Origin of the sequence: Corallococcus sp. AB032C, assembly GCF_003668935.1 — a bacterium.
Taxonomy (GTDB): domain Bacteria; phylum Myxococcota; class Myxococcia; order Myxococcales; family Myxococcaceae; genus Corallococcus; species Corallococcus exiguus.
This window is the reverse complement of record NZ_RAWP01000043.1, coordinates 55,948-73,011: the sequence shown is the minus strand read 5'-3', so window position 1 is coordinate 73,011 and position 17,064 is coordinate 55,948. Positions and strand designations below refer to the sequence as shown.

The following is a 17,064-nucleotide window of genomic DNA, read 5'->3' as shown; positions in this document are numbered from 1 at the left end:
GCGGGGTGGGGTGGTGGGGCCGTTGAGGGAGGTGCGCGTCGCGTTCGGGCCGGATGGCAAGCCGCTGAGGATTCCGCAGGAGTTGGAGGAGCACCGCTTCCTGGCGGCTCGGCCGGTGGAGCTGCTCACGGACGTGCTGGCGGACGAGGCCGCGCGGGCACCGGCCTTTGGCCTGGACAATGCGTTGCGGTTGCCGTTCCGCGTGGCGGCGAAGACGGGGACGAGCCGGGCGCACGTGGACAACTGGGCGGCGGGCTTCACGCGCGAGCGCACGGTGGCCGTCTGGGTTGGCAACTTCGACGGCACGCCGATGCGCGGGGTGTCCGGCATCACGGGCGCGGGCCCGGTGTTCGCGCGGGTGATGGCGCTGGCGATGAGGGGCCTTCGGGCCGCGCCGCTGGTGGACCGGAGCCACTTCGAGGCCGCGGAGATCTGCCCGTTGTCCGGCGAGCGCGCAGGCCCGAACTGTCCCGGCGCGATGAAGGAGGTCTACCTGCCGGGCACGGCGCCGCGCCACACGTGCACCATGCACCGTGGCGACGGCTCGCTGGACGTGGGCCCGGCATATCTCGCATGGGCACAGGCGGAAGGACTGGCCTCCACGTCGGTGAGCGCCGAGGGAGGACCGGGGGCGCAGCCCGGCTTCATCCTGCCGGCGAACGGGGATGAGTTCCTGGTGGAGCCCGAGCTGCCCGAAAGCGCGCAGGCCGTGCCCGTGCGGGTGATGGCGCCGCAGGGGGCGAAGCTGCTGGAACTGCGCACGGACGACGGCCGCCGCATCGAGCTGCGTCCGCCCTTCGTGACACGGCTGCCAGCGGTGGCGGGCGAGCGCCGGTTGGAACTCTGGGCGCCCGGTGGCGCCGAGCCGCTGGCGGTGACGCGGTTCCGGGTCCGATGAACGCAGCGGGCGTGGCCGTGCTCATCGCCGCGCTGGTGGCGGGCACGGCGCCTGGCGTCGAGAGTACGGGCTCGCTGTTGCTGGCGGCTGATACGCATGTCCGCTCCACTTCTCTGTCCGCGCGGTCGTTGCCAGCAGCCCGCACGAGTCAGCCCGCGACCGATACACAGGTCGACGTTCGCATCCTCTCCAAGCACCGGCCCGCGCGGCTGCGGCTGGACGGCCCGCGCTCGCTCGAGGTCGTTGCCTCGGGAGACACGCTCGTCGTGGACGGCCGCCCCCAGCCTGACGCCCTGCGACTCGACTCTGCCCGCTGGCATGTCCGGGGCCGTGGTTTGGACCGGCGCTATGAGGCCACGCTTTCGCTGGAGGCCAGGGACGGTGAACTGATCGTCGTCGCCACCTTCGCGCTGGAAGCCTACGTCGCCGCTGTCACCGCGAGCGAGACCGAGGTCGACACCCCCTTCGAGGCGCTCCGTGCCCAGGCCATCACCGCGCGCAGCTACGTGCTCGCTTCCGGCAAGCGGCACGACGAGGCACGGGCCTGCGACCTCACCCACTGCCAGGTCCTTCGCGGTGAGGGCTTCGCCCGCCATCTGCGCCGCGCGCGCGATGCCGCCCGCTCCACGGAAGGCGTCGTGTTGCGGCTGCCCGGTGGCGCCGTGGCCCTCGCTCCATTCCACGCAAGCTGCGGCGGACATACGGCCGAGCCCGTGGCCGTGTTCGGTGCCCCCGACCTCACCGGTGCCGCCGCCGTGCCCGACCGCTGTCCCGCTTCGCCGTGGCGCGCCGTCGTGCCTCGCGCGTTGGTGACGGCCGCCGCTTCGGTCGCGGTCGGTGGCCCTGCGCAGGCGGAGGATCTGCTGCTGGACCGGGACTCCAGTGGCGCGGTGGTGCGCATCGTGGACCGCGCTTCGGGGCGCGAGGGCCGCGGTGACGCGTTCTTCCGCGCGCTCGGAGCGCGTGCCGGTTGGGATCGGATCCGCAGTGCGCGGTTCTCGATGACGCTTGGCGGTGACCAGGCACTCCTCGAAGGACAGGGCCACGGCCACGGAGTCGGCCTCTGTCAGGCCGGCGCGGCCCTGCTCGCACGGCAGGGCTGGACCGCGGAGCAGTTGCTCGCGCACTACTTCCCGCGCGCCCTCCTGGAGAAGCCTCAGGACAAGTGAACGCGAGGGCCGCGAGGGCCTCCCGTTCGCAGTCGTCCGCGCAGGTGACGGCCCTCCGGGGGCTCTCCCCTGGCCTCTCTGTGAGGGCTTACCAGCAGCCGTCGTGCTCCGTATCGATTGCACCAGAGCCCTCAGCCCCGCGCGGTCCGGTGGGGAGGTGGCTTCGCGCACCGGCCATCCCGGTGCGGAACCCAACCGGGAGGCATCACATGGCGTTCAATCTGATCGAAGCAGTCGGCTCACAGTTCATGCAGAAGGGATTGCTCCAGAAGATCAGCGGCTCGCTGGGCGAGGATCCGCAGGCCACCACCAAGGCGCTGCCGGGCGCCATCGCCGCCGTGGCCGCGGGCGTCGCGGACCAGGGCGGAAACGAGGCCGGTGCCCACCGCCTGCTGACGAAGCTCAACGAGGGCGGCTACACCGGACCGGACGCCCCCCCACGCGCCGGGGGCGTCGGAGAGGGGCTCCTCGACGAGGAGGAGAGCGGGAAGGGGATGCTGAGCGGCATCTTCGGCAACAAGCTTGGCGGCATCACCGACGGGCTCACGCGCTTCGGCGGGATGCGCAACGCCGGCTCGGCGACGCGGCTGTTGTCCCTGGCCGCACCCATGCTGATGGGCGTCCTGGGCAAACAGGTGCGTGATCAGCGCATGGGCTCGTCCGGGCTGATGCAGTTGCTCAACGGCCAGCGCAACAACATCGCCGCCGCGCTGCCGGCGGGCCTGGGCGGCATCCTGGGCTTCGGCGGTGCGCGCCACGCGGTCGCGGAGGTCATCGAACCCCACCGCGAGACCGTGACGCAGGTCCGTGAGACGGCGCCCGTGCGCGAGGCCCATACCGTGCGCGAGACGACGCCCCGGACGACCTACAACCGTCCGCCGGAGAAGAAGAAGAGCATCGCCGGCTGGGCGATTCCGCTGGCCCTGCTCGCCCTGGTCGCGCTCGCGTGGGGCGCCCTGCGTGGACGCAGGCACGAGCCCGCCCGGGCCCCGCAGGTGAGTCGCACCACACCGCCTCCCGCGCAGGAGCGTGTCGCGCAGGCCCCCGAGCCCGTGCGGCCCACGCAGCCGCAGCCCGCGACGCCTCCCGCGGAGCCTCCGCGGACCGCGCAGCCGACCCCGCCCGCCACGGGTGGTGCCGGCACGCAGACCGATGAGGGCACGGGCGGCTCCGGCGACGTGGAGAAGCAGACCGCGGGCGCGGCGGACACCCAGAAGAAGGAGGAAGCGGGCACCGGTGGCTCGGGCCAGGAGAAGATGCGCGCGAGCGACCCCAACAGCCTGCGTGAGGCCTTCAACGGCCCGAGCGCGGAGCAGGGCTTCGTGCTGGAGGGCGTGGAGTTCAAGACGGGCTCGTCGCAGCTCACCGCCAAGAGCCAGAAGATGGTGGGCGAGCTGGGTGACGTGTTGAAGGAGAAGACCGACACGCGCGTGCGCATCAATGGCTTCACGGACTCCACCGGCAACGCGGACACCAACCGCCAGCTGTCGCAGACCCGCGCGGAGAGCGTGCGCCGGTCGCTGGTGCGCGATGGCATCCCGCAGGCTCGCATCGAGGTCAGCGGCGAGGGTGACGCGAACCCCATCGCCCCCAACGACACCCCCGAGGGCCGCGTGCAGAACCGCCGCATCGAGGTGCAGGTGCTCGGTCAGTAAGCCCCCTGGGCACGCGGTCCTGGCGGCGTCCGGTCTTCACTGAGAGGGCCGGGCGCCGCTGTCTTGAGTCACGAGGTCGTGCTCGCACCCCGCCCGGCAGGCGGCCGAGGAGGCGCTCCAGCCGCTCGGGTCCCGCTGGAGGTGGAGGATGCCCGCCGCGCATGGCCCCGCCCTGTCCACCGCGTTACACCTCCCGGAAGTTGTCCTCGGGGTTGGCCCGCGCTAACGCGAGGCGTTAGGGCTTCACGCTTGACCCTGCTTTCACCCACCCTCTAGAAGGCCCGCGACCCATGGCGACTCCCGACCGGTTTCCCCTCCCACAGGTCTCTGAGAGCACCCGTAAACCCGAGTGGTTGAAGGTGCGCCTGCCGCATGGCGAGGGCTATGAGCGGGTGAAGGCCATCGTGAAGCGGGTGGGGCTTTCCACGGTGTGCGAGGAAGCCCGCTGCCCGAACATCGCCGAGTGCTGGGGCGGTGGCACCGCCACGGTGATGCTGATGGGCGAGGTGTGCACGCGCGCCTGCCGCTTCTGCCACGTGAAGGTGGGGGCGCCCCCGCCGCTGGACCCGATGGAGCCCATCCATCTGGCGCAGGCGGTGCGGGAGATGAACCTGGAGTACATCGTCGTCACGTCGGTGAACCGCGACGACCGTCCGGATGGAGGCGCCGGCCACTTCGCGTCCGCCATCCGGGAGCTGCGCAAGGAGAGCCCGCGCACGCTCGTGGAGGTGCTCATCCCCGACTTCAAGGGGAAGGAAGAGGACCTGGCCACGGTGGCGCAGGCGAAGCCGCACGTGGTGGCGCACAACGTGGAGACGGTGGAGCGGCTGACGCCCACGGTGCGCGACCGCCGCGCGACGTACCGCCAGTCCCTGCGCGTGCTGGAGTACCTCAAGAACCGCCCGGAGAAGGTCTACACCAAGACGTCCGTCATGGTGGGCCTGGGCGAGACGGACGAGGAACTGGAGCGCACGTTCAAGGACCTGCGCGACGTGGGCGTGGACGTGCTCACGCTGGGCCAGTACCTGCAGCCGTCGCAGTACCACCTGCGCGTGGAGCGCTTCGTGACGCCCCCGCAGTTCGAAGCCTACAAGGCGCTGGCGGAGTCCTTCGGATTCCTCTACGTGGCGTCTGGGCCGCTGGTTCGCTCCAGCTACCGCGCCGCCGAGTTCTTCATGAAGGGCCTGATGGAGCGCGAGCGCGTCGAGCGACTCGGCTGACCGGACGCCCCCCTTCCCCAACCAGAGAGAGACACACCCCCTCATGGCGACTTTCGAATTCAAGCTCCCGGATCTCGGCGAAGGCGTGTCGGAGGGCGAGCTCGTGAAGTGGCACGTCAAGGAGGGCGACCTGGTGAAGGAAGACCAGGTGCTCTGCGAGGTGATGACGGACAAGGCCACCGTCACCGTGCCCACCCCCCACGCCGGCCGCGTCGTGAAGACGCACGGCCGTGAGGGCGACATGGCGAAGGTGCACCAGCTGCTGGTGACGCTGGAGATGGAGGGCGGCGCTCCATCGGCGCAGGCCCACGGCGCCCCGGCGTCCCACGGCGCTCCCTCGGCTCCGGCTTCGAGCCCCGCTCAGGCTGCGGCGCCCGCGGCCCCGGCTTCCGCCACGAAGGTGCTGGCCACGCCGGTCACGCGCCGCATGGCGCGCGAGCACGGCCTGGACCTGGCGGAGATCTCCGGCTCCGGTCCGCAGGGCCGCGTGACGAAGGCGGACGTGGTGGCTGCGCTGGAGGGTGGCACTGGCGCGCCGAAGAAGAACGAGGTCGCGGCCCCCGCGCCCCAGGCCGCGCGTCCGGCGGCGCCGCTGTCCGCGGGCAAGGGCGACGAGCGCATCGCGCTGCGCGGCCTGCGCAAGAAGATCGCCGAGAAGATGGTGCGCTCGAAGTTCACGATGCCGCACTTCGCGTTCGTGGAGGAGGTGGACGCCACGGACCTGGTCGCGCTGCGCACGCGGCTCAACAGCCAGCTGGCGGCGGCCGGTGACGGCACGAAGCTGACCTACCTGCCGTTCATCGTGAAGGCGACCATCGCCGCGATGAAGAAGTTCCCGCACCTCAACGCGAACTTCGACGAGGCGACGCAGGAGCTGGTGGTGCGCGGCGAGTACAACATTGGCATCGCGGTGGCCACGCCGGACGGCCTCACGGTGGCGGTGGTGCGCAACGCGGACCAGCTCACGCTGGGCGAGCTGGCGAAGGAGATCACCCGCCTGAGCGTCGCGGCGCGCGACCGCAAGCTGAAGATGGAGGAGCTGACGGGCGGCACCTTCACGATTACGTCGCTGGGGCAGAGCGGCGGCCTGTTCGCCACGCCCATCCTGAACCACCCGGAGGTGGGCATCCTGGGCGTTCACAAGCTGAAGAAGCGCCCGGCGGTGAAGAACGACCAGGTCGTGGTCCGGGACATGATGAACCTGTCGCTGTCCTGCGACCACCGCGTCATCGACGGCGATGTCGCGGCGAGCTTCGTGTACGAGATCATCAAGTACCTGGAAGCGCCGGACCTGCTGTTCCTCGCGATGGCGTGAGGACACGCGTCGTGGGGCACTCCCGACCGCTCCTGCTCCGGGGGGCGGCCGGGAAGCGGGGGACCTCCGGAACAGCAACGTTGAAGGCGGGCATCCGCGATGGCCGACAATCCCCGTGAGTTGATCCGCGCCGCGCAGACCGCCGAGCTCCAGGGGGACCGCGCGCGAGCGTCGGAGTGCCTGGAGCAGGCCGCCGCGCTGTACCAGAAGTCCGGGCACACCTCGCGCGCCTCGCAGCTGTTGCGGCAGGCGCGCCAGATGAAGGCCCGCGCCCCGGACGTCAGCCCGGCCTTCACCGCGGCGATGACGGGCAACAAGGACGCCGTGGCGTTCCGCGCGGTGAGCTTTGGCGACGCCGTCTCCGACGCGTTCAACGACAAGGCGGACGCCGTGGCGCACACGCTGGAGGACTCCACCGTGGACAGCGGCTCGGAGCCACCCACCGAACCCGGCCTGCCCCGGCTCGCTGGAAGGATCGCCGCCATCGGTGCGCGGTCCCCGGCCGAGGCCGTCACCCCGCATGAGGGGACCGCCTCCGCGACTCGAGCCACGAGCACGGCCTCCGTCCCTGAGGGCTCCGCCGGTATCGATGCCGGTGGCCCGCGAGCTTCGCTCGAAGACGTGGAAGCCACCGCTTCTAGCGGGGAGCCGCGTTCGGTTGCGAATCGCGATGCTTCGCGGCCGTCAGCGGAGGGTGTCGCCTTGGCTGAGTCGCGGCCGCTGTCCGGGCGGATGCAGGCCGTCGGTCCGGGCGGCCAGCGCGAGGCCCCTGACGACGACGTCGTCGTCCCAGGCGGAATGCTCCTGCCTCCGGAAGAGGACGAACTCGACCCCGCGACGGGCCTGCTGCGCGCCTCGGGCGCCGAGGGCCCGGTCGTTCCCGGAGGACTCCTGCGGCCGCCAGACGAGGACGCCTCGCCCGTGCACGCCGAACCCGTGCGGAGCCGTCGGCGCGAGAAGCGCATCATCGAGCGGGGCCCGACCCGCGCGGACCCGGCCCTGGACGCATGGTGCTCGTTCTGCTGCCGGCCCCGAGGCGAGGTGGGCGACCTGGTGGCGGGCCCGGCGGGCGCGTTCATCTGCAAGGGCTGCCTGGGCGAATCCCAGGGCCTGCTGGGCGACGTCGTCGCTCCGTCTCCCGTGCGCAAGCCGGTGGTGGAGGAGCCGCGCGCCGGGGCCGTGGAGATGGTGGGCCACGACGAGGTGAAGACCCTGTTGGAGCGCACGGTCCAGGCGGGCGCGCGCTGCCTGCTGCTCGTGGGCCCGGAGGGCTGCGGCAAGAGTCTCTTCTTCCAGTCGCTCCAGCGGCGCGGCCAGGGCGTGCTCGCGTCCGTGGACGCGCTGGAGTCCACGCCGGGCACGGAGCCGCTCCTCGTGGAGGACGTGGACCGCCTGGAGCCCCGGGCCCAGGCCGCGTTGACGGCGTTCCTCGCGAACCGCCCGGCGCGCGCGGTGGTGATGAGTGCTCGCGGCGCCGTGTCATCGCTGGGCCTGTGGGTGCGAGGGGAGGGTGGCAGCCTGCCCGTCCCCACCACCGCGGGCATGATTGAAGCCGTGCAGGGCACCGTGCCGGTGTCGCTCCTGGAGCGCGTGCAGGTGCTGCTCCCGGTGCGCCGCCCCACGGTGCCGGAGCTGGTCGAAGTGGCCCGCCGCATCCTGGCCCTGCGTCAGCCGGCGGTCACCCTGACGGACGAAGTCCTGGGAGCGTTCGCCGCCGAAGCGGTCCGCTCCCCACGCGCGGGGCATGAGCTCCAGGCACTCCTGTCACGCGTCTACGCGGGCAGCTGGAGCCTGGAAGCGGCCCAGACGCCCGCCGCGCCATCCCACAACCCACGAGGGGGGCGAAAGGGATCACCATGAACACGCTCACCGTCTTCCGCCTGGGCCGGGTGGAGTACGAGGACGGACTGAAGCTGATGCACCTGTTAGGCGAGGCCCGCCTGCAGGAGCGCATCGGGGACGCGCTGCTGCTGCTGGAGCACCCACCCGTCCTCACGCTGGGCCGCGCCGCGAAGCGCGAGAACATCACCGCCACGGACGCGCGCCTCGCGGAAGAGGGCGTGGAGGTGTTCGACACCAACCGCGGCGGCGACGTCACCTACCACGGCCCCGGACAGGTGGTGGGCTACCCCATCCTCCTGTTGCCACCGGAGCGCCGCGACGTGCGCCGCTACGTGCGCGACGTGGAGCGCGGCCTCATCCAGACGCTCGCGACCTTCGGCCTCACCGCCGGCGCCATCCCCAAGTGGCCGGGCGTATGGCTGGGACAGGAGGGCTCGCCGGACGCGCGGAAGATTGGGGCCATTGGCGTGCACCTGTCGCGCTGGCTCACCACGCACGGCTTCGCGCTCAACGTGAACACGAACCTGGAGCACTTCCAGCTCATCGTCCCGTGCGGCATCCGTGAAGCGGGCGTCACGTCCATGCAGCGCGAGCTGGGCCACCCCGTGTCCGTGCCGGACGTGGAGGAGGTGCTCGCGCGCGAGTTCACCCAGGTCTTCGATGCCCAACGCGTCGACGGCACGGTGGACCTGCGCACGGTGAGCGTCGCAGTGATGCACGGCCGGGGGGCGGAGGCGCGCGTGCTGCTCCTGCGCCGGACGCCGGAGCGCGGTGGCTTCTGGCAGACGGTGACGGGGCGCCTGGAGCCGGGTGAGTCGCCCGTGGAGGCCGCCCGCCGCGAGGTGGCGGAGGAGACGGGCCTTCAGCTCCCCGTGTTGGACCTGGCCTACCGCCACGCGTTCGCGCTGGGGGAATCACTGCCGCCGAAGCTGGTGGAGGAGCACGGCTTCGCGGTGCACGCCGCGCCGGACACCCAGGTGCGCCTGGGCCCGGAGCACGACGCCTTCGAGTGGGTGGACGTGCCCACGGCGCTCGCGCGGCTGCCCTTCCGGGGCCTGCGCGAGACGGTGACCCGGGCGCTCAGCGCGCCCAGGCCATGACGCCCGTTACAGCTGGATGACCATCGCCTCTTTCGCGGCGATGGTGGCCTTGCGGTGCTTGCGCACCTCGCGCAGCAGCTTGTCCATGCCCGCGTCGTCGCGACCCGGGTCGTGGTGGAAGAGCACCAGCTGCTTCACCTCGCTGGCGTCCGCCGCGCGCACCGCCGCCTCCCACGTGGAGTGGCCCCAGCCCGTGCGGGCCGGCCCGTTGCGGCCGCGGTACTCGTCCTCCGTGTACATGGAGTCGTAGATGAGCGCGTCCGCGCCCCGCGCGAAGTCGAACAGCTTCGCGTCCAGGTCGGTGCCGTGCTCCACGTCCGTCGCGTACACCAGCGAGCGCCCGCCGAAGTCCACCCGGTAGCCCACGTTGCCGCCGGGGTGGTTCAGCTCCAGCGTGCGCACCGTCGCCTTGCCCACCGGGATGTCCTCGCCCACCACCACGTCCCGGTACGCCAGACGCGTGCGGAACACCTCCTCCGCCGTCACCGGGAAGTAGGGGTGCACCATCTGCCCGGCCAGGATCTGCTTGAGCGACTTGCCGTCCCGAGGTGACCCGTACAGCGTCACGTCGTTCGCCGGAGAGAACATCGGCGAGAAGAACGGCAGGCCCTGCAGGTGGTCGTAGTGGTAGTGCGAGATGAAGATGGACGCCTTGACGGGCTTGCGCGTCGCCACCAGCGCATCTCCCAGGCCTCGTGCTCCAGAGCCCAGGTCGAAGATGAGCAGCTCGTCTCCGCAGCGGACCTCCACGCACGGCGTGTTGCCGCCGTAGCGCTTCGTCGCCGGACCTGGCGAGGGGATGGAACCGCGCACCCCCCAGAAGCGCACCTCGAAGCGCGCGGTGCTCCGCCGGGCCGGGCGCTCAGCCGGCCTTGGCTTCCGTGTCGTCGTCCTCCGCGAAGAGCTCAATCAGGTGCCCCGTACGCTCGCGCTTCGTCTTCAAATAGTCGACGTTATGCGGATTGTGCTCGGTCCGGGAAGGGATTCGGCGCCGAACCGCCACGCCTTCCTCCACCAGCCCCGCGATCTTCAGCGGATTGTTGGTGATCAGGTCCACCGACCGCACATCCAACGATCGCAGCATTTCCGCAGCGATGTCGTACGAGCGCAAGTCATCCGCGAAGCCCAGCTGGCGATTGGCCTCGTAGGTGTCCAGGCCCTTGGACTGCAGGGCGTAGGCCTTGATCTTGTTGCCCAGGCCGATGCCCCGGCCCTCCTGGCGCAGGTACAGCACCACGCCCAGCCCGTTCTGGGACACGAAGTCCAGCGCCCGGTCCAACTGCTCGCGGCAGTCGCACTTGAGGCTGCCGAAGACCTCGCTCGTGAGGCACTCGGAGTGGATGCGCACCGGCACCCCCTCCAGCCCCTTGGGCTCGCCCACCACCAGCGCCACGTGCTCGCGGCCGTTCCGCTTGTCGCGGAAGACGATGGTCTTCAGCACCCCGCGGGCCGTGGGCACGTCCGCCTCCGAGAACCGCTCCAGGTGCTGGGTCGGCTTATGGGTCGGCAGGACCTGGGGTGAGCGCGTGTCGGACATGGTAGGTCGTCTCCCAGAGAGGGGCCGTTTCTTCTCGCCCCCCTGGATGCAAGTCAAGGTGACACCCCGATGGGTGTGGTGAAACCCGCCTGTTTGGATGCGGCGGACGTGGACTGCGTTGCTCAAGCGACCCACGAGAGGGGGAGCAGCTCCACATGGGAGCCATCAGCCAGGCTGTTGGTTTCTCGGGGGAAGTGAAGCAAATGTGTGGCTGCCGCAGCTGAACGCAGGGCACCCGACGTCTGAGTCCCCAGGGGTTTTGCCCACAGCTCGCCCGCCCGCCAGGTGGCTGTGACGCGCACAAAGTGGGCAAGCCCTGGGGCCTTGGAGAGCCGTCCCTCCAAGCGACCGGCGACGCGGGGCGGCTCCACGTCCGCGTGCCCCAGGAGCCGGCGGAGGGCGGGGCGCACGAAGAGCTCGAAGGTCACCAGGGAAGACGTGGGGTTGCCGGGCAGGCCCATGAAGAGGGTGGAGCCTCGCTGGCCCACCACCAGCGGCTTGCCGGGCTTGATGGCCACGCGCCAGAAGCGCTGCTCCACGCCCAGGGCCTCCAGGGCGTCCTTCACGAAGTCGTGGTCGCCCACGGAGACGCCGGCGCTGGTGAGCACCACGTCGAAGCCCTCGGCGCGCGCCAGGGCCTCCTGGACGGCCTGGCGCGTGTCCCGGGCGATACCCAGGAGCGTGGGCACGCCGCCCGCGCGCCGCACCGCCAGGGCCAGGGCGGGGGCGTTGATGTCCACGATGCCGTCGCCGGGGGGCTCGTCCACGCGGCACAGCTCGTCTCCGGTGGACAGCACCGCCACGCGCGGCCGGCGGGGCACCGGCACCGTGCCCTGGCCCTGCGCCCACAAGAGCCCCAGCTCCGGGATGCCCAGGGGCGTGCCGCGCCGCAGCAAGACGTCGCCTTCCTTCGCGTCCTCGCCCCGGGGGCGGACGAAGTTCCCCGGCCCCACGGCCTCCAGGATCTCCACGGTGTCCGGTTCGCCTGGATCGGGGCGGGTGCGCTCGCGCATCACCACCGCGTCCGCGCCGGTGGGCAGGGGGGCCCCGGTCATGATGCGAGCGCACGTGCCGGGGACGACCTCCCGGGTGGGGCGCCTGCCGGCGAACACCGTCTCGCCCACCGTCAGGCGCACGGGCAGGGGGCCCGCCAGGTCCCGGGCCTGGACCGCGAAGCCGTCCATGGCGGAGTTGTCCCAGGGGGGCAGGGTGCGGCGGGCGGGGACGTCCTCGGCCAGCGCGCGGCCCAGGGCGTCATCCCCGGGCACCCACTCGGTGGCCAGCGGCGTGCACAGCCCGAGGATCCGCGCTCGGGCCTCCTCCACCGGCAGCAATTCAGGGGCGTCACTCATGCTGTTTTCCCACCCAAAGTCCGTGGGAAAATCAAGTGTTAGTTTGACAGCCCAGCTGATCATCGTTACAAGCAATCGTGATCGCGAGGCTCGCGTCCAACAGCAGGGGCGTCCCGCCAACCCGTTGATAGCACACGGGAAATTTCCAAGGAGACAGCGTCGATGGCCAAGCCCAAGTCCGGGGCGAAGAAGCCGACTCCCGCTGCAAAAGCCGGTGCGAAGCCTGCCGCGAAGAAGGACAACGCGGCCCGCCTGGATCTGATCAGGAACGCATCGAAGAAGGTGGCGACGGCCGCGACGAAGGTCGTCAAGGCGGTGGCTGAAGGGGCGAAGGGAAAGGTCGCGGCGGCGAAGAAGGCGGTGGCGGAGAAGGTGGAGAAGGCCCCCGCGGTCGCCAAGAAGGCGGCGGCCAAGGTCGCTCCTCCGGCGCCTCCCGCGAAGGCCGGCAAGGCCGCGCCCGCCGCGAAGACCGCGCCCGCCGCCCCTCCCGGAAAGAAGGGTGCCGGGAAGGCGGGAGGCAAGGCCCCGTCGGCCGTCCCCGCCGGTCCTGCCGTGGAGAAGCCGCGCCCGCGCGCCACGAAGCTTCCGCCCGTGGGCGAGCCGCTCACGAAGCGTGAGATGGAGCAGCTGCTCACCGCCGGCGAGGGCCGCGGCGTGACGGGCGAGGGCAGCCTCAAGGGCCGGCTCGTCCTCAGCGGCGAGATGCCCCACCTGGTCGTCGTGGGCCGCGACAAGCGCGAGCTGACGTTCCTGTTGCAGGGACCGGATCAGGAAGTGCTGCCGGCCTACGTGGACCACAAGGTCTCCGTGAGCGGCCTCATCAAGAAGACGACCAACCACAGCGGCGTGGTGGAGGTACGCAAGTACTCCGCCAAGAAGCCCGAGGTGGAAGAGGTCGCGCCGGCTCCGTCGGATTCAGAGCCGAAGCTGCGCTACCTGTCGCCCGGCGAGGTCTCCATGGCCGTCGCCGCGGGCATGGGCGCCGGCATCAAGGGCTTCGCCAGCATCCGGGGCAACCTGGAGATGATGGGCGAGGACTTCGTGCTCGTCGTGTCCAACGGCGGCACGCGCCAGCAGGTGTCCTTCGCCATCGAGGGCAAGGCGGCGGTGAAGAGCCTGCGCAAGCACGTGGGGCAGACGCTCCAGGTGACGGGCGTGGTGGACAAGACGTCCGGCTGGGGTGGCCGCATCACCGCGGAGACGGTGGAGCCGCGTCCGTCCGAGGCGCGCTCGGTGTCGCGCGACGAGATGGAGCTGGTGCACATCGAGGGCGAGGTGCCCACGTCCGTGGATGTGAAGCTCAACCACGGCCTCACGGTGCGCCTGCAGGAGCAGCCCGGCGCCACCTGGGCCATCGAGCCGACGCTGGCCAAGCGCGTGGGTCTGCGCGAGGCCAACTTCGAGCAGGGCGCCGCCGGCGGCCCCGCCACCCGCGAGTTCTTCTTCACGCCGCGCAACCCCGGCAACTTCGAAGTGGAGTTCTTCCTCGCCAAGGCGTTCACGCCGGGTGTGGTGGAGCGCTCCTTCAAGATCAGCGTCACCGTCAAGCCCTGACGGCTTGGGCGCACGGGCCCTCCCTGGACCGCAAGGTCTGCCAGGGAGGGCGAATGGGAGCCGGGGGGTTCCCGCCCGCACCCTTCGGGCTTACCCGTTCCCTCAGCGGCCTTGCCGCATCCCCACCGTGAGCCTCTCCCAAGATCACATCCGACAGCTGCTCGCTGAAGCCGATCACCCCTTGGGCGTGAAGGAGCTCCTTCGCGTCGCGGGGATGAATCCCGGCCAGCAGACCGAGCTCAAGCGCGCCCTGCGTGAACTGGTGCGCGCGGGCACCATCGTCAAGGACGGCAAGCGCTTCCGCCTGGAAGGCACTCGCGTGCCCCGCGCGCCCGAGGCCAGCTCCGAATCGCGCCAAGACGCCTCCGCGCCGCCCTTCAAGAAGCGGGGCCCCGCCCCAGGCAGCGGACGCGAGGAGCGCCGCGGCGGCTTCCGCGACGACCGTCCAGGCTTCCGCGGCGGTGGCGACGTCCGGCGCTCCCTGCAGCGCGGCTTCCGGGACGACCGCTTCGAGGACTCCGGACAGCCCGCGGTGGAGGGCATCCTCCACATGCACCGGGACGGCTTCGGCTTCGTGCACCCGGTGTCGGGCGAGGGCGAGAACATCTTCCTGCCGCCCGGCGAGGCGCAGCGGGCGCTCGACAACGACCGCGTCATCGTGGAGGTGGCGGGACGGCCGGGCCGCTTCGAGGGCCGGCTGGTGCGCGTGATCAACCGGCGGCGTGAGCTGGCGGTGGGCACGTACGTGGCGCAGGGCCGGCACTCGCTGGTGATGACCACGGACACGAGCCTGCCGGGGCCCATCCGCGTGCCGCCGACGCAGATGGCGCGCGACGGCGACCTGGTGAAGGTCCGCCTGGGCGTGGGCGCGGACCTGCTGGAGCCCGGGCAGGGGCTGTTCGGTGAAGTGGCCGGTTCGCTGGGACGGCCGGGCGACCCGAGCGCGGAGGTGCTGGGGTCCGCCTTCGCTCATGGCTTCTCCGACGAGTTCCCGCCGGAGGTGATGGACGAGGCGGATGCGTTCGCGGTGAAGGTCACGGAAGCGGAGGCCACGGAGGGCAACCGCCGCGACCTGCGCTCGATGCCGCTCATCACCATTGACGGTGAGGACGCGCGCGACTTCGACGACGCCGTGTACGCGGAGCCCCAGGCTGGGGGCTGGCGGCTGGTAGTGGCCATCGCGGACGTGTCGCACTACGTGAAGGAGCGCAGCGCGCTGGACGCGGAGGCGCTCAACCGCGCGACGTCCGTGTACCTGCCGGACCGCGTGCTGCCGATGTTGCCGGAGCGGCTGTCCAACGGCATCTGTTCGCTGCGCCCGGATGAAGACCGGCTGTGCATGGTTGCGGACATGACGTTCGACCGCCACGGCCAGCGGCGCACGCACGAGCTGTACCCTGCGGTGATGCGCAGCGTGGCGCGCTGCACGTACAACGAGGTGCAGGACGTCCTGGACGGCAAGGACGTGCCGCACCGCAACTTCCTCAAGCCCCAGTTCGAGCAGTTGATGGCGCTGGCGCGCGCGCTGATGGGCATGCGCAAGGCGCGAGGCGCCATCGACTTCGACGTGCCGGAGCACAAGGTGCTGCTGGGCGATGACGGCCTGCCGCAGCGCATGGAGAAGCGCGAGCGCAAGGACAGCCACCGGCTCATCGAGGAGTGCATGCTGGCCGCCAACGAGGCGGTGGCCACGTACTTCCAGGACGAGGGCCTGCCCACGGTGTACCGGTTCCACGGCGAGCCGGATCCGCAGAAGCTGGCGGCGTTCGCGGTGCTGGCGGAGGCGTATGGCTTCCAGCTCGACGTGGAGGATGGCGTTTCGTCCAAGGAGCTGGACGCGTTCATCACACAGCTGCAGGGGCACCCGGAGCAGCGGGCGCTGAACCAGCTGTTGCTGCGCTCCATGATGCAGGCCGTGTACACGGCGACGCGCGTGGGCCACTACGGCCTGGCGGCGGAGAACTACCTTCACTTCACGTCGCCCATCCGGCGCTATCCCGACCTGCTGGTGCACCGCGTCCTGAAGGCGGTGTGGGCGCGCAAGGGCAAGAAGCCCTCGGACGCGCAGCTGGACCGCGAGGAGGAGCGGCTGGAGGGCATGGCGCAGCAGTGCTCGGAGCGCGAGCGCGCGGCCATGACGGTGGAGCGCGAGGTGGTGGCGTTCTACGCGGCCCTGATGATGAAGGACCGCGTGGGCGAGGAGTTCGACGCGACCGTGGCGGGCATCGCAGAGTTCGGCTTCTTCGTGGAGCTGGACGAGGTCCACGTCGAGGGCCTGGTGAAGGCGGAGTCGCTGGGGCCGGGCTCCAAGCTGGACAAGCGCACGCACTCGCTCGTGTATTCGAATGGCCGGCGCGTGCGCGTAGGGCAGAAGCTTCGCGTGCGGCTGCTGTCCGCGAACACGACGTCGCGGAAGATCGACTTCGAGGCGCTCCAGTTCGCGGACGAGGCCCCGCTCCAGCGGACCGGTGGCGAACGTCCGCCCCCGCGCCGCCGCGAGTACGTGAACGAAGCGCCGGGCCGTCACAAGGGTGGCAGGCTCGGACGCGGCGAGCGCGAGGCCTCGAAGACGGGCCGCACGCCGTCGCGCAAGCCCGCTGGGGCGGACCAGGCCGCGGACGCGGAGCAGTGGCGGTCGCTCGGCGAGTCGGAGGAGACGCCGTTCGGCGTGAAGAAGGCGTGGGAGCCGCCCACGCCCGAGGACGCCGCCACGGTGGAGGCCGCGACGGTCTCCGGCTATGGCGATGAAGTCCTGGGAGAAGCGCCGGCCGCGCAGCGTCCGCGAGGACGGTTCAGCCGGGAAGGGCGCCGCGAGGAGGCCGCGCCTGCTCGCGCCACGTCCCGCTTCCTGCGTTCTCGCACGGAAGAGTCCTCCGCGCCGAAGGCGGAGCCCGCCGCTCCAGCCAAGGGCAAGCGCAAGGTCATCCGTCCCTCGTTCCCCGCGGCCGATGAGGGCATCGAGTCCGGCACGACGTCCCGCGACGAGCCTTCCGGCGCGGACCGCTCCGGCGACGAGGCCGTGCGCGACGCGAAGCGCTCCCGTGAGACCTGGGACGCGGAGAGTTCGGGCGACGCGGCTGCTTCCCGCGCGAAGCCTTCTCGCGAGGCCTTCACGCCGCCCGCTTTCGACTCCGACGACACCGCTCCAGCCGCTTCACCGCACCCGGGCTTCGACCGGATCCGCGCGCTGGCCGCGCAGCGGGGCCAGCTCTCCACGGAGGCGGCTCCGGGCCGCGCGGGCGCGTCCAAGAAGGTCCGCAAGGCGGCCTCTGGCGCGAGCGCGAAGCCCTCGAAGACGTCCGCGCCAACGAAGGCCGGCGGCTCGAAGGGCGCGAGCAAGAAGCAGGGGCGAGGCGCCCCGGGCAAGCGCAAGCGCTGAACGCGGGGCTGGACCTTCCGGCCACGCAGCCGTTCCACTCAAG

Annotated in this window: 11 protein-coding genes and 1 pseudogene; 9 read left to right on the top strand and 3 right to left on the bottom strand. The window is 71.3% G+C overall.

The features are described 5' to 3' along the window. From D7X99_RS20350 to lipB, 7 genes and pseudogenes are all read left to right on the top strand, one after another. Window positions 1-898, top strand: a pseudogene (locus D7X99_RS20350) (penicillin-binding protein 1C); the annotation flags it as partial. Beyond that, entirely contained in the window at window positions 895-2,067 is a 1,173-nt protein-coding gene (locus D7X99_RS20345) for a SpoIID/LytB domain-containing protein (protein WP_121779232.1), read from the top strand. The pseudogene D7X99_RS20350 and the gene D7X99_RS20345, both read left to right, overlap by 4 nt. A 209-nt stretch (window positions 2,068-2,276) precedes the next feature. Continuing rightward, window positions 2,277-3,722, top strand: a complete 1,446-nt coding sequence (locus D7X99_RS20340; RefSeq protein ID WP_121779231.1) for an OmpA family protein — start codon at window positions 2,277-2,279, stop codon at window positions 3,720-3,722. Window positions 3,723-4,012: 290 nt separating this feature from the next. Continuing rightward, on the top strand, window positions 4,013-4,942 hold the full coding sequence (lipA, locus tag D7X99_RS20335) for a lipoyl synthase (protein WP_120577810.1): 930 nt from the start codon (window positions 4,013-4,015) through the stop codon (window positions 4,940-4,942). A 43-nt stretch (window positions 4,943-4,985) separates the two neighbouring features. Further along, window positions 4,986-6,257, top strand: a complete 1,272-nt coding sequence (locus D7X99_RS20330; protein ID WP_121779230.1) for a dihydrolipoamide acetyltransferase family protein — start codon at window positions 4,986-4,988, stop codon at window positions 6,255-6,257. A 99-nt stretch (window positions 6,258-6,356) separates the two neighbouring features. Beyond that, the gene (locus D7X99_RS44515) at window positions 6,357-8,117 is read left to right on the top strand and encodes a ClpX C4-type zinc finger protein (protein ID WP_121779229.1); all 1,761 of its coding nucleotides are present in this window, start codon (window positions 6,357-6,359) and stop codon (window positions 8,115-8,117) included. Beyond that, complete coding sequence (lipB, locus tag D7X99_RS20320) at window positions 8,114-9,199, top strand: lipoyl(octanoyl) transferase LipB (RefSeq protein WP_121779228.1); 1,086 nt, start codon at window positions 8,114-8,116, stop codon at window positions 9,197-9,199. The genes D7X99_RS44515 and lipB overlap by 4 nt, the downstream gene beginning before the upstream one ends. Window positions 9,200-9,205: 6 nt before the next feature. Here the strand turns inward: lipB and D7X99_RS20315 are convergent, their stop codons facing one another. The 3 genes from D7X99_RS20315 to glp all read right to left on the bottom strand — a co-directional run bounded on the left by D7X99_RS20315 (window position 9,206) and on the right by glp (window position 12,088). Then, window positions 9,206-10,027: an MBL fold metallo-hydrolase gene (locus D7X99_RS20315; protein WP_121779227.1), complete on the bottom strand. Its 822-nt coding sequence runs from the start codon at window positions 10,025-10,027 to the stop codon at window positions 9,206-9,208. A 34-nt stretch (window positions 10,028-10,061) separates the two neighbouring features. After that, complete coding sequence (gene ribA / locus D7X99_RS20310; RefSeq protein WP_121779226.1) at window positions 10,062-10,736, bottom strand: GTP cyclohydrolase II; 675 nt, start codon at window positions 10,734-10,736, stop codon at window positions 10,062-10,064. 122 nt (window positions 10,737-10,858) lie between these two features. Further along, window positions 10,859-12,088, bottom strand: a complete 1,230-nt coding sequence (glp, locus tag D7X99_RS20305) for a gephyrin-like molybdotransferase Glp (RefSeq protein WP_121779225.1) — start codon at window positions 12,086-12,088, stop codon at window positions 10,859-10,861. Between the two features lie 162 nt (window positions 12,089-12,250). Between glp and D7X99_RS20300 the strand changes: the two genes are divergently transcribed. Both D7X99_RS20300 and rnr read left to right on the top strand, forming a co-directional pair. Further along, entirely contained in the window at window positions 12,251-13,642 is a 1,392-nt protein-coding gene (locus D7X99_RS20300; protein ID WP_121753636.1) for a protease inhibitor I42 family protein, read from the top strand. A 127-nt stretch (window positions 13,643-13,769) separates the two neighbouring features. Then, window positions 13,770-17,021 (top strand): ribonuclease R, encoded by a 3,252-nt coding sequence (rnr, locus tag D7X99_RS20295; RefSeq protein ID WP_121779224.1) that lies wholly within the window; start codon window positions 13,770-13,772, stop codon window positions 17,019-17,021. Window positions 17,022-17,064: the final 43 nt, after the last annotated feature.